At 66.5% G+C, this 12,257-nt stretch carries 11 protein-coding genes; 7 read left to right on the forward strand and 4 right to left on the reverse strand.

The genetic code is table 11. The features are described 5' to 3' along the window. The first annotated feature begins 37 nt into the window (after positions 1-37). Positions 38-1,684 carry a ribosomal protection-like ABC-F family protein gene (gene abc-f, locus BR47_RS0116100; protein WP_029120144.1) on the forward strand — a complete coding sequence of 549 codons (1,647 nt, stop codon included), beginning with the start codon at positions 38-40 and terminating at the stop codon, positions 1,682-1,684. A 6-nt stretch (positions 1,685-1,690) separates the two neighbouring features. On the opposite strand, the gene BR47_RS32150 is transcribed toward abc-f, so the two are convergent. Together BR47_RS32150 and BR47_RS0116110 are read right to left on the reverse strand one after the other, a co-directional pair. Continuing rightward, a complete protein-coding gene (locus tag BR47_RS32150; RefSeq protein WP_131810204.1) occupies positions 1,691-2,278 on the reverse strand; it encodes a hypothetical protein in 588 nt (195 codons plus the stop codon). 10 nt (positions 2,279-2,288) lie between these two features. Then, positions 2,289-3,086, reverse strand: a complete 798-nt coding sequence (locus BR47_RS0116110) for a DUF1906 domain-containing protein (protein WP_020099770.1) — start codon at positions 3,084-3,086, stop codon at positions 2,289-2,291. Positions 3,087-3,265: 179 nt separating this feature from the next. Here BR47_RS0116110 and BR47_RS30710 point away from each other — a divergent pair, with 179 nt between their 5' ends. Continuing rightward, a complete protein-coding gene (locus BR47_RS30710) occupies positions 3,266-3,778 on the forward strand; it encodes a winged helix-turn-helix domain-containing protein (protein ID WP_051634831.1) in 513 nt (170 codons plus the stop codon). Between the two features lie 3 nt (positions 3,779-3,781). Here the strand turns inward: BR47_RS30710 and BR47_RS0116120 are convergent, their stop codons facing one another. Further along, a complete protein-coding gene (locus BR47_RS0116120; RefSeq protein WP_029120145.1) occupies positions 3,782-4,528 on the reverse strand; it encodes a MetQ/NlpA family ABC transporter substrate-binding protein in 747 nt (248 codons plus the stop codon). A gap of 200 nt (positions 4,529-4,728) precedes the next feature. Between BR47_RS0116120 and BR47_RS30715 the strand changes: the two genes are divergently transcribed. The 5 genes from BR47_RS30715 to BR47_RS30720 are packed head-to-tail and all read left to right on the forward strand — an operon-like array spanning position 4,729 to position 10,528. Beyond that, positions 4,729-6,180 carry an APC family permease gene (locus BR47_RS30715; RefSeq protein WP_051634833.1) on the forward strand — a complete coding sequence of 484 codons (1,452 nt, stop codon included), beginning with the start codon at positions 4,729-4,731 and terminating at the stop codon, positions 6,178-6,180. Position 6,181: 1 nt separating this feature from the next. Further along, positions 6,182-7,519, forward strand: a complete 1,338-nt coding sequence (locus BR47_RS0116130) for a glutamine synthetase family protein (protein ID WP_029120146.1) — start codon at positions 6,182-6,184, stop codon at positions 7,517-7,519. Continuing rightward, positions 7,516-8,553 (forward strand): LLM class flavin-dependent oxidoreductase, encoded by a 1,038-nt coding sequence (locus BR47_RS0116135; RefSeq protein WP_029120147.1) that lies wholly within the window; start codon positions 7,516-7,518, stop codon positions 8,551-8,553. Before BR47_RS0116130 ends, BR47_RS0116135 begins: the two co-directional genes overlap by 4 nt. Positions 8,554-8,570: 17 nt before the next feature. Beyond that, on the forward strand, positions 8,571-9,770 hold the full coding sequence (locus BR47_RS0116140) for an acyl-CoA dehydrogenase family protein (protein WP_029120148.1): 1,200 nt from the start codon (positions 8,571-8,573) through the stop codon (positions 9,768-9,770). 26 nt (positions 9,771-9,796) lie between these two features. Then, complete coding sequence (locus tag BR47_RS30720; RefSeq protein WP_051634834.1) at positions 9,797-10,528, forward strand: gamma-glutamyl-gamma-aminobutyrate hydrolase family protein; 732 nt, start codon at positions 9,797-9,799, stop codon at positions 10,526-10,528. On the opposite strand, the gene kdpA is transcribed toward BR47_RS30720, so the two are convergent. Further along, positions 10,525-12,186, reverse strand: a complete 1,662-nt coding sequence (gene kdpA / locus BR47_RS0116150; protein WP_029120149.1) for a potassium-transporting ATPase subunit KdpA — start codon at positions 12,184-12,186, stop codon at positions 10,525-10,527. The two genes, BR47_RS30720 and kdpA, sit on opposite strands and share 4 nt — an antisense overlap. Positions 12,187-12,257: the final 71 nt, after the last annotated feature.

The following is a 12,257-nucleotide window of genomic DNA, read 5'->3' on the forward strand; positions in this document are numbered from 1 at the left end:
CGGAGTCGAGCTGCTGCGGTGATGCGACGATTGGGCCATGACCGCGACGCTCGTCACGACCAACCTCGCCGGCGGATTCGCCCACCGCACGCTCTTCGAGCGGCTCGACGTGACGGTGGCGCCCGGCGACGTGATCGGCGTGGTCGGCTCCAACGGGGCCGGCAAGAGCACACTGCTGCGCATCCTGGCGGGCGAACTCGCACCGCTTGACGGCGTGGTCAACCTGGCGCCGGCCGACGCGTTCGTGGGCTGGCTGCCGCAGGAGCACGAGCGGGTGCCGGGGGAGACGGTCGCCGCGTACGTCGCGCGTCGCACGGGATGTGCGGCCGCGACCCGGGCGATGGATGCCGCGGCCGAGGCACTGGCCGATTCGACTGCGGACGCCGATGCCTACTCCGCTGCGCTGGATCACTGGCTCGCGACGGGTGCGGCGGATCTGGAGGAACGACTGCCGGCGGTATTGGCCGACCTGGGGCTCGATTCCGACGCGGTGCGGCCGGAGTCGACGCTGATGACGGCGTTGTCGGGTGGCCAGGCCGCGCGCGTGGGGTTGGCGGCGTTGATGCTGTCGCGTTTCGACATCGTCCTGCTCGACGAGCCGACCAACGACCTCGACCTTGACGGACTGGCGCGCCTGGAAGAGATCGTCGGCAACCTCCGCGGCGGTGTCGTGCTGGTCAGCCACGATCGAGAGTTCCTGGCGCGCACCGTAACCCGCGTTGTCGAACTCGATCTGGCGCAGAACCGGACCACCGTCTACGGCGGCGGTTACGAGAGCTATTTGGAAGAACGTGAGGTCGCGCGGCGGCATCGCCGTGAACAGTACGATGAGTTCGCCGAGAAGAAGGCCGATCTCGTGTCGCGCGCACGCACGCAGCGCGAGTGGTCGAGTCAAGGTGTGCGCAACGCGATGCGCAAGGCTCCCGACAACGACAAGAACCGGCGCACCGCGCAGACCGAGTCCAGCGAGAAGCAGGCGCAGAAGGTCCGGCAGATGGAGAGCCGGATCGCCCGTCTCGAGGAAGTGGAGGAACCCCGCAAGGAGTGGACGCTCCAGTTCACCATCGGTGCGGCACCGCGGTCGAGTTCGGTTGTCGCGACGCTCGACAATGCCGTTGTGCGACAAGGAGACTTCGTCCTGGGTCCCGTGTCGTTGCAGGTCGATGCCGGCGAGCGGATCGGTATCACCGGCCCCAACGGCGCGGGAAAGTCGACGCTCCTGCGGCTCCTGCTCGGTCGGCAGCAGCCGGACGAGGGCCGCGCGAGTTTGGGCACGAACGTCGCCGTCGGTGAGATCGACCAGGCGCGTGCCGATTTCACCGGGGACAGCCGGCTCGTCGATCGCTTCGAGCAATTCGTGCCGTCCTGGACGACCGCGGATGTGCGCACCTTGCTCGCGAAGTTCGGGCTGCGCGCCGACCATGTGGAACGCACCGTTGACGAGTTGTCTCCCGGTGAGCGAACGCGGGCAGGCCTGGCGCTACTGCAGGCGCGTGGGACGAATGTGTTGGTGCTCGATGAGCCCACCAACCATCTCGATCTGCCGGCCATCGAGCAGCTCGAGCAGGCGCTCGAAAGCTACGACGGCGCACTACTTCTGGTGACCCACGACCGCCGCATGTTGCAGAACGTCCGATTGGACCGGTCGTGGCTCGTCGAGGGCGGACGAGTCACCGAGTTGTAGCGGGGGTCAAATGTCACCGGGCGGACGTCGGGACGTGGCTGCATCTGCGACCGCGGTAGCGGGCGTGCCGGCCTGCCGGAACGACGCGGCGCGCTCATGCTCGCGGCGGCGGACCGCATTCTGAATCTGTTCGAGATTGTTGCGGAGTAGGTCGGAGACGAACTCGTCCATCCGGGGATCGGCGAGCATCGCGATGAGGACGTGCATGACGGATTCGCTCGCCTGGCCGACGACCTTGTCGTATCCGGGGATACGGCTGATGACGGGTATGCCCGCGTCTGTGCGGATCTTGTCGGCCGCAAGGGCTTTCAGCTCGGTGTAGTTCTCTTCGATGGCGTCGGAGATGTTGCGCGTGTAGTGACCGGTCTTGATGACGTCGATGACCTCGTCGAGCACCATGATGGTGATCGGCCGCTTCACCAGCTGGACCGCCCGGACGCTGATCCGGTTGATCAGCCGGAGCCCGGCCGGTGTCTTGAGCCCGCGTCGTACCAACAGGGGCGTGATCACCAGCGAGCCGATCATGATCACCAGCGCGAGGCCGACGATCAATCCGAGGTCGCGCCAGCCATGGATCTCCATGGCTGTGGTCACGACCGCGTCCTCACGGATGCAGGTTCCACTGCCCGACGTCGGAGGCCAGGGCGTCGCTGACGTCGACCTCGAGACCACCGACCACCGGACCCGGATTGGACGCGGTGCTGACGATCCGTTGATACATCACCGCGGCCGGATAGATCTTGCCGCCCGACCAGGACCGGGTCTGCCACGCCCACACCTTGCCGGGGGTGGTCGAGCGCCCGATGACACCGTCGGCCGCGGCCCATTGGCAGGTGTTGATGCCGCCGTAGACGCCGGTGCGCTGCGGGCCGAGTACCGAGTTGATGCCGCGAAACCATGGCAGCGCGACGTTGTTCCACGTTTCGCGGTTGATGTCGTCGTCGACGGAGAAGAAGATCGGTGCGCTCTGGCCGCCGCCCGCCGCGGTGTGCAGTTGCCAGGCGGTGCGCGCATCGGCGACGCCGCCAGCGTAACCGCGCGTGAAATCGGACGGCGCGGTCCCGCCGGGCTTGCCGTACTGGTAGTTGCTCACGATCGCGAGCCCCGCCGCGGCGAGTGACCGGGCATAGGGCAGCGTGATCGGCTTCGCGCCCATCGTCGAGCCGGGGCGCGATGTCGAGACGTAGTTGACGACGCCGGCGTGCCCGGCGGCCCGGATGTCTTGCGCCGGAATCTGCTTCATGGCGAAGTCGATCAGCGTGGGCGCGGCTGCCGCAGCCGTCGGCAGGCCGAGACCTGCCGCACTCAGCCCAGCCAGTGCCGACGCTGCGCCGGCATAGCGCAGCGCGTCACGACGCGAGAACGGGCGCCGAAGGCCGGTGGTCTCCGGGAAGTCCTGCATTTCGAGATGTTAACAATGCGACAGATGTGAAAGTTGTGGCCGTGACGTGCTGATTGCAGATCGTGACCGGACCGTGTCATCGGCCGCCGCGAAAGCCCGTTCGATTCAACGTGACGGTAACGATGTCCAAGGCCGGCTCTCCCGCGAACACTGGAGTCCGGATCGATGAGGGAGTCTGGATGTATCAGGGCCGCAGTGTGCGGGCACCGCAGGTGGTGCTGTCGGTGGAGCTTCCCACCGGCGATGCACTGGCTGAGGTGACGACCCTGATGGACGAGTTCAGCGCGTACCTCGCATATCGCGTGCCCGGCGCCAGGGTGGCGAAGGCGGTGGCCGGCACGGCCCCGGCCCGCACTCCGCCGCCGGCGCCGATGAGTGGACTCGTGATCGACCGGACCACCCGGCAGGTCAGCGCCGACGGGCACCCGATCGCCTTGGCCTACAAGGAATTCGAGCTGCTGGCCTATCTGGCGCAACACCCGCGACGGATCATCTCGCGCGACGAACTGATCGAGAACGTCTGGGACGCGGGGTTCGCCTCGATGCGGACCGTCGACACCCATGTGCGACGGCTCCGGGTCAAGCTGGGTGCACATGCCCTGACGCTGACGACGGTCCGTGGCAAGGGTTATCGCTTCGACCCGCAGCCCTCGACACGCTTTCGGGACCACCGACCGATCCGGTCTGCCTGACCGTCAGAACGCCGGCACCACCAGGCCGCCGTACGAGCGAGCGATGAACGAACGTACGGAATCTGACTGTAAAGCTCTGGCCAACAGCCTGATTGGTTCGCTCTCATGGTTGTCCGGGCGGGCGACCAGGTATTCGGCGTAGTCCCGGTTGGCGTGGTCACAGTAGAGCGCCGACTGCAGGTCGATCTCACGGTCCATGGCGTAGTTGCCGAACAGGAACACCAGATCGAAGTCGGCGAGGACATCCGCGAGGTGCGCGCTGGCGATCTCCTTGAACAGCAGCTGTTTTGGGTTGGCGATCACCGAGGCGACGCCGAGGGCAGACGACTCACCCGCGCGCAGGGTTACCAGACCCAGGTCGCGAAGGATGTGCAGAGCGCGCCCGACGTTCGCCGGATCGCCGGGCAACGCCACCTGTGCGTACTGCGGCACGTTGCCGAGAGCGGATATCGATTCCGAGTAGAGCGCAAACGGCTCGATGTGCACCGGCGCGACGGGAACCAGTCGCTGAGCCGCCGAGGCGTTGAACTCGTCGAGGAATGGCAGGTACTGAAAGAAGTTGGCGTCGATCGTCCCGGCGACCAGGTGGTGGTTCGGTTCGTCGAAGGTGTCGAACACCTCGACGTGGAGGTCGATGCCGTCGCGCGCGACCACCGGGCGGACGTGATCGAGGATCTCGGCGTGCGGGACCGGTGTCGCACCTACGCGCAGGACGCGGCCCGTACCGCGAATCGATCGAATGGTCCCCACTGACAACCCCTTTGACTGACGCGCCCGCGGCGCCATGTCATGGAGACTACCGACCGGCGGCCGAGTCTGCGGCCCCGAAGTCCGCCGAATGTTACGGCATGTGACGCATTGTCAGCGCCGGTGTCCTGCCCGCTGGAGCGTGTCCACCCCGACCAATAGTTTTTGTCTCCAACAACATTCACCGACCAGCAAGGGGCGTCATGACAGTCGAACATACGGCGGTGCGCACCGATGGTGGGCCTCCGGCCGGCGCGCAGCGTCTTCGCGGCAACTTGGGGATCCCCGCCATCGTCTTCATGGTGTTGGCTGCGGCGGCGCCGCTGGGCGTCATCGGCGGACCGGTGCCCTTGGGTATCGCCACCGGCAATGGATCAGGGTTCCCCGCGACGTTCGTCATCGCCACCGTCGTGCTGCTGCTGTTCGCGGTCGGCTTCACCGCGATGACGCCCTTCGTTCGTGAGGCCGGGGCGTTCTTTTCGTATGTGCAGCAAGGGTTCGGCGCCGCCCCGGCAATCGGTGCGGCGTTCGTGGCGGTGCTCACCTACGCGTCGATGGAAGCCGCGGTCTACGGCCTGCTCGGTCCGCAGCTCGGCGGTCTGTTGGCCCTCGTCGGCGTACCCCAGTTGCCCTGGCCGGTATGGGCGTTGGCCGGGCTCGCGGTGATCACCTACCTCGGGTACCGCAACATCGAGCTGTCCAGCCGGGTACTCGCGGTTCTGCTCGTCGCCGAGATTGCGATCGTCGTCGTACTCGACGCGGTGATCGTCGCCCGCGGTGGTGACCACGGATTGTCGACGGGACTGCTCGATCCCGCGCAGATCACCTCGGGCGCACCGGGTATCGGGCTGCTCTTCGCGATCATCTCGTTCCTCGGCTTCGAGGCAACCGCCATCTTCCGCGACGAGGCCCGCGATCCGGACCGCACCATTCCGTACGCGACATACCTCGCGCTCGCGGTGATCGGCGTCTTCTACACGGTGTCGAGCTGGGCACTGATCTCGGCGTGGGGCGATCACGAAGCCATCGAGCGCGCAACGAATTCGGGCGGCACCATGCTGGTCGACACCGCGCAGCGCTACCTGGGTGTGGTGGGAGCGGACGTCATTCAAGTCCTCTTCGTCACGAGCCTCTTCGCGTGCATCCTGTCTTTCCACAACGTGGTGTCCCGCTACCTGTTCGCGCTGTCCGGCCGGGGCGTGTTGCCCGCGGCCTTCGGCCGGCCCCACACCCGCCACGGCTCGCCGCACGTCGCATCGCTGGCGCTGTCGGCACTGATCCTCGCGATCATCGGTGTCGCCATCGTGGCGAAGCTCGACCCGAGCACGGAGTTCTACACCTGGCTGTCCGGGATCACCACGGTCGGTGTGCTCGCCCTGATGGTGCTGACGAGTGCGGCCGTGTTGACGTTCTTCGCACGGGACCGGCGGCACTACTCGGTGTTGCGCGTCCGGGTGGCTCCGGCGCTGGGCCTGGCCGGGCTGGTGGCGTTCCTGGTCCTGATCCTGGTGAACCTCAAGGATCTGGTCGGCGGGTCGTCAGGGTTGGCGTTGGCCGTAATCCTGGTGCTCGTAGTGGGTTTCGTGGGCGGTGCCGTGCTGGGCTACCGCTGCGCGCGAACCGAGTCGGCCACCCCGGCAGGCGAGGAGGGCTGAGATGTCGCTGACCGCAGACGCCGCAACCGACGAGCGGCACAGGAACGTTGTCGACCTGCTGGACTCCGGCGTCATCACCGAGGTCGAGGTGGCATGGAGCGACCAGTTCGGCCACGCACTGGGCAAGCGGGTCCCCGTCGACCAGTTCCGTAGGCGCGCTGAAACTTCCGGATTCGGCTTCTGCGATGGCGCGCTCGCGTGGAACTCCAACGCCCGGGTGATCGAGAGCCTTCGGTCGACCAACTGGAACACGGGCTACCCCGACGCTTTCGCCGTACCCGACCTGAGCACCTTCCGTGCGCTGCCGTGGCGATCCGGCGTGGGGCACGTCATCTCCGACATCGTCGGTCACGACCGGACGCCGTCACCGCTCGATCCCCGTGCGGTGTTGCGGCGCGTCATCCAGCGGCTGGAGGCCCTGGGGTACACCGCGAAGGTCGGCGCCGAGTTCGAGTTCTACCTGCTCAATGCCGACGGGTCGATCTTCCAGGACGACGTACACGCCTACTCGCTGCAGAACGCCAACACTCTCGAACCGGTGCTCAGCGAGCTCTATTCGGTGTTGCGCGAGTTCACTTCCCTGGAGGGCCTGCTGACCGAATACGGTCCCGGACAGGTCGAGGCCAATCTGGTCTACAGTGACGCGCTCGATGCCGCCGACAACAGCGCGCGGTTGAAGTATGCCGTCAAGGAGATCGCCCGCCGCAACGGCAAGTTGGCGACGTTCATGCCCAAGCCATTCTCGGAGCATTCCGGAAGTTCTGCGCACCTGCACATTTCGCTGTGGCGCGACGGTGAGCCGGTCCTTGCCGGGGCCGACGGTGCCGAGAGCCCGGTCGGTCTGCACGCCATCGCCGGCCTTCTCGAACACTTGCCGTCCATCACGCTGTTCGGCGCGCACTCGGTCAACGCGTACCGCAGGTACGTCCCCGGATCGTTCGCCCCGGCGACCTTGACGTGGAGCCGGGACAACCGGACGTCCGCCGTCCGGTCGCTGTTGGAGTCGACGCCCGAGGCGACGCGAATCGAACTGCGCACCGGCGCGTCCGACGCAAACCCGTACTGGCTCATCGCATCTGCCCTGGCCGCCGTCGTGGCTGGCCTGGAAGCCCGACGCAATCCGTCAGAGCCGCAGACCGGCAACCTCTACGACGTCGGGGTCCGGCTACCGGAATCGCTCAGTGTTGCGATCGCGCTGGCCCGCAGCGATGACGCCATCGTCGACATCTTGGGCGCGGACTCCGTGCACGACTTCGCCGAGATCGCCCAGAGCGAGTGGGACGAGTACTCCAGTGCCGTCACCGACTGGGAATTCCGGCGCTACCTGGAGAATTCATGACCGCCACACTCACGGCGCCCCGGTTCGGGGTGTGGGCACCCGTCTATGGAACCTGGGGCGCCAGAACACATCCCGTCGAGGTGCCCGATGCCAGCTACCGCCGGACACGCGATCTCATCGTGCGCGCCGAAGAGCTGGGCTTCGATTCGACGTTGGTGGCCCAGCACGTCCTGCATCCGGGTGGTGCCGAACACGATGTACTGGAAACCTGGTCGACGCTGGCCGGCCTGGCGGAGGCCACCAGCCGCGTCGAGTTGATCGGCGCGATCAAGCCGCTGCTGTTCAATCCGTTGGTCTTCGCGAAAACCGTTGCCAATATTGAACAGATCGCTTCCGACCGCGTGGCGATCAACCTCGTCAGCGGCTGGTTCCTTCCTGAGCTGGAGGCAATCGGCCTCGGCGACGTCACCCACGGTGACCGATACGAGTACTCCCGGGAGTGGCTTGACGTCGTCGGTCGGCTGTGGCGCGGCGACGCCATCGAGTCCGGGCTGGACGGGGCCGTCGCGGCCGGCGCGCAATTGCGGCCGGCCCTCGAGCGGACCCCGCGCGTCTACCTCGGCGGGGAGTCCGAAGCGGCGCGCGTCCTGGCGGCGGCGCAGGCCGACGTGTTCTTCCTCAACGGGCGGCCGCCACAGGATGCCGCCGAGATCATCGACGACATGCGGCGTCGCGAGCGGAAGAAGCCGGAGCCCTTGCAGTTCGGGCTGTCGGCGTTCGTCATCGCCCGTGAGTCGGAGGAAGAAGCGCAGCACGAGTTCGAGTACCTGCAGGGCCTGGTTGATGGTTCGGGACAACGAGACCGCACGGTGGGAGCCGACCCCGCCACCGCGATGTTCAAGGTGCACGAGGGTGTCGCGCGCGTGGGCACCAACGGCGGCACCCTGGCCGGCCTCATTGGCAGTTATGAGCAAGTGGCCGAACGGATCACGACATTCGCGGGCCTCGGGATAGACCTGTTCATGCTGCAGTTCCAGCCGCTGGAGACCGAGATGGAGCGCTTCGCGACCCACATCCTGCCCCTGTTCCGATGAGTTGAGAAGGAAATCCCATGACCATCACGGCATTGGCCGCAGGGTCGGTCGCGGACCGGCGGGCGTCGCTGGAGTCGGTCGTCGAGAAGCTCGGCGCGGACGACGCCCAGCACGAGCTGACCCGAACGTTGCACCATGATGCGATTCGCGCGATCGCCGACACCGGCGTCCTCGCACTCCGGATCCCCCAGGAGTACGGTGGCCCAGGCGGTTCCATCGTCGATGTCATCGAGACCGTCATTGATATCGCGCAGGCCAGCTCGAACGTGGCCCAGGCGCTGCGCGCCCATTTCGGATTCGTCGAGCGGCTCCTGGGTAACCGGGGCGACGACGCTCTGCGGGCCCGCTGGTTCCCCGATGTGCTCAGCGGAAAGATCGTCGGCAACGCGATCACCGAGGCCGTGGGTGCGTCCCCGGCGGCCATCGGCACCACGCTGCGTGCCACGGGTGACGGCCGATACCGGTTGGACGGCAAGAAGTTCTACTCGACCGGCACCCTCTACTCCGACCTGATCGCCGTCTCGGCCGAACGGGAGGACGGCCGCGAAGTGCACGTGATCATTCCGGCTGATCGCCCGGGCGTGACGTTGTTCGACGACTGGGACGGCTTCGGGCAGCGGCTGACCGCCAGCGGTGCAACGACTTTCGAGTCGGTGCTGGTGCACGAGGACGAGGTGTCGCTGGTACCCGAGGATCACCGGCTCGCGCACAGCCAGACTTTCCTGCAGCTGTACCTGACGGCGGTGACAGTGGGAATTGCCAAGGGCGCCTTGCGGGATGCCATCTGGTTCGTCCAGAACAAGGCACGTCCCGCCGCCCACGGGTTGACCCCCTCGGCCACACAGGACCCGTTCATCCTGCAGGCGGTCGGGGAGATCGCGGCCTGGACGTCGACCGCCACTGCGGTCACGCTCGGTGCCGCGGCGGCACTGGATCGGGTGGTGGACTCCGGCCAGATCGACGACCAACAGGCCATCGGTGCGGCCGCGATCGAGGTGGCGAAGGCCCAACTCGTCGCGGAGAGGCTCACCCTCGATGCCGCGCAGCGACTGTTCGACACCGGTGGCGCATCGGCCACAGCTCGTACACTGAATCTCGACCGGCATTGGCGCAACGCGCGAACCATCGCCAGCCACAACCCGCTGGCGTACAAAGCTTGGGCGACGGGGGATTTCGTCGTCAACGGCGCGCTGCCGCCCAACTCCGGATACTTCTGACCCGTGATGAGAGGACAGACCCGATAGTGGCCGCACCTGTTGTCGTCGTACCGCGCCGGTTCTCACTGGGAGACGACCCACGAGTCATCGCGGCGAATGAGCTCTTCGACCGGATTGTCGATCTGGTCGCCGATGCCGGGCTTACCCCGCTGGTGGTCGACGACCCGTTCGTTGCACTGTCCGGCGTCAGTGGACTCGTGCTGCCCGGTGGCGGCGATATCAACCCGCAACGGTACGGACAGGCCACTACCGAGGTGGTGTACGACGTCAACGACGAGCAGGACGAACTCGACTTCACCTTGGCGGCGCGGGCACAGGACGCCGGCTTGCCGGTGCTCGGCATCTGTCGTGGAGCGCAGGTACTGAACGTACTTCGGGGTGGCGATCTCCAGATCGACTTGGTACCAAGTGAAGTCCCGCACCGGAGCGTGACGGCCGGCGAGCTGTTCGGTTGGCACACGGTTGCCCTGACAGCAGATAGCCGAGTCCAGGCCGCACATGACTCTGACCGGATCGTCGTGGCGTCGGCGCACCACCAGGGCATCGCATCGCTGGGCGCCGGGCTGGTGGCGACGGGTTATGCTGCCGACGGCCTGATCGAGTCGTTCGAGGCCGTCGACGGTTGGGTGCTTGCGGTGCAGTGGCATCCGGAGGCACCGGGCACGTCGGAAGCGGTGCGGCGCGCGCCATTCGTGGCATTGGCGCGGAGGATCGAATCAGCTGCGACGCCCGACCGCAGCGCACCGACAGCCTGCTAGGACAACCGTTCGACGATGGGGCCCAACGCGAGTGCCGGCAGGTACTCCAGTCCGACCACGATCAGGGCGGCGCCGATCATCAGCCCCACGAACGATGGTTGATGAGTGCGCAGAGTGCCGTCGGTGACTGCCCCGGAACTTTGCCTGGCGAAGCTGGCGGCCAGGGCGAGCACCAGCATCATCGGCACGAACCGGCCGATGATCATTGCCACCGCCAGACTGATGTTGAATCCTGTTGTGTTGCTGCTGAATCCGCCGAACGCGCTGCCGTTACCCGCGACACAACTGGTGAACGCATACAGCACCTCGGACAGCCCGTGCGGGCCGGAGTTGGTCGTGGCGTTGGCGCCGGCCGGCAGCGCCATCGAGATCGCGACGCCGGTCAGTACCGTCACCGGCGGGGTGAGCACTGCCAGACTGACCAACTTCATCTCCCGGGCGCTGACCCGCTTGCCCAGATACTCCGGCGTGCGGCCGATCATCAGACCGCCGAGGAACACGGCGAGCAGCGCGATGACGACCAAACCGTACAGTCCGCTGCCCGTGCCGCCGGGGCTGATCTCGCCCAGCATCATGTTGGCCATCAGCACGCCGCCACCAACGCTGGTGAAACTGTCGTACGACGAGTTGGCCGCGCCGTCCGCGGTAGCGGTGGCCACCTGGCCGAACTGCGCACTACCGGGCATTCCGAAGCGAATCTCCTTGCCTTCCAGCGCAGTACCGACCGCACCGGCGATGGTGCCGTGCGGCATCGCTTCCGAGATCCCGACGGCCGCGGTACCCAACCCGAACAGCGTGACAACTACGGCCAGCAAGGCCCAGCCCTGACGCCGGTCGCCGACCATGACACCGTAGGTGCGGACCAGCGACACCGGGATGACGGCCATGGTCACGATCTCGATGACGTTGGTCAGCGGTGTCGGGTTCTCGAACGGGTGCGCACTGTTGGCGTTGAAGGCACCACCGCCGTCGCCGGACATCAGCTTGATGGACTCCCACGACGCAACCGGCGCGGACGGCAAGGTCTGCGAGCCGCCGGCCAGGCTGCCGATCGCCTGTGCCGGACCGAAAGTCTCCATCACACCGAGTGCGGTGAGCAGAACCGCAATGATCAACGCCATCGGGATCAGGATCCGGATGATGCCGCGCACCAGGTCCACCCAGAAATTGCCGAGTTCGAATGTCTGACGACGCACGATGCCGCGTATCAGCGCGATGGCCACGGCGATGCCGACAGCGGAGCTGGCGAAGGCATGCACGCCCAGGCCGACGGTCAGTCCGAAATGACCGAGCGTCGACTCGCCGGCATAGTTCTGCCAACTGGTGTTGGTGACGAAGCTGACCGCCGTGTTCAGCGCGAGCAACGGCGCCATTCCTGGCGCGCCCCAAGGTGCGGGCAGCTGCGTTTGCAGCATCAGCAGACTGAACAGCGCGGCCACGCTGACCACCGAGAACGCGACCACCGATGCCGCGTACCAGACCCAATGCTGTTCGCGATCCGGCTGCACTCCAACTATTCGATAGATCAATCGCTCAGCACGCCAATGCCTTTCGCTGGAGTAGACCGATGCGATGTAGTTGCCCAACGGCACATGCAGCAGAGCCAGGATCGCGACGATCGTGATGAGTTGCAGCCACGCCGCCGGTCCCCAATGCATAGTCACTGCCCCTCCTGCGTCAGCCTGCGGCATGCCACGCGCCGCGGGGGCCGACGTTAGACCCGCATCCG

Origin of the sequence: Mycobacterium sp. UNC410CL29Cvi84 (genome assembly GCF_000686745.1) — a bacterium.
Lineage (GTDB): Bacteria > Actinomycetota > Actinomycetes > Mycobacteriales > Mycobacteriaceae > Mycobacterium > Mycobacterium mucogenicum_B.

Bases quoted from the DNA above. Each gene is read 5' to 3' on its own strand.
- abc-f (WP_029120144.1), top strand. From the start codon at position 38: ATGACCGCGACGCTCGTCACGACCAACCTCGCCGGCGGATTCGCCCAC.
- BR47_RS0116110 (WP_020099770.1), bottom strand. From the start codon at position 3,086: ATGCAGGACTTCCCGGAGACCACCGGCCTTCGGCGCCCGTTCTCGCGT.
- BR47_RS30710 (WP_051634831.1), top strand. From the start codon at position 3,266: ATGTATCAGGGCCGCAGTGTGCGGGCACCGCAGGTGGTGCTGTCGGTG.
- BR47_RS30715 (WP_051634833.1), top strand. From the start codon at position 4,729: ATGACAGTCGAACATACGGCGGTGCGCACCGATGGTGGGCCTCCGGCC.
- BR47_RS0116130 (WP_029120146.1), top strand. From the start codon at position 6,182: ATGTCGCTGACCGCAGACGCCGCAACCGACGAGCGGCACAGGAACGTT.
- BR47_RS0116135 (WP_029120147.1), top strand. From the start codon at position 7,516: ATGACCGCCACACTCACGGCGCCCCGGTTCGGGGTGTGGGCACCCGTC.
- BR47_RS0116140 (WP_029120148.1), top strand. From the start codon at position 8,571: ATGACCATCACGGCATTGGCCGCAGGGTCGGTCGCGGACCGGCGGGCG.
- kdpA (WP_029120149.1), bottom strand. From the start codon at position 12,186: ATGCATTGGGGACCGGCGGCGTGGCTGCAACTCATCACGATCGTCGCG.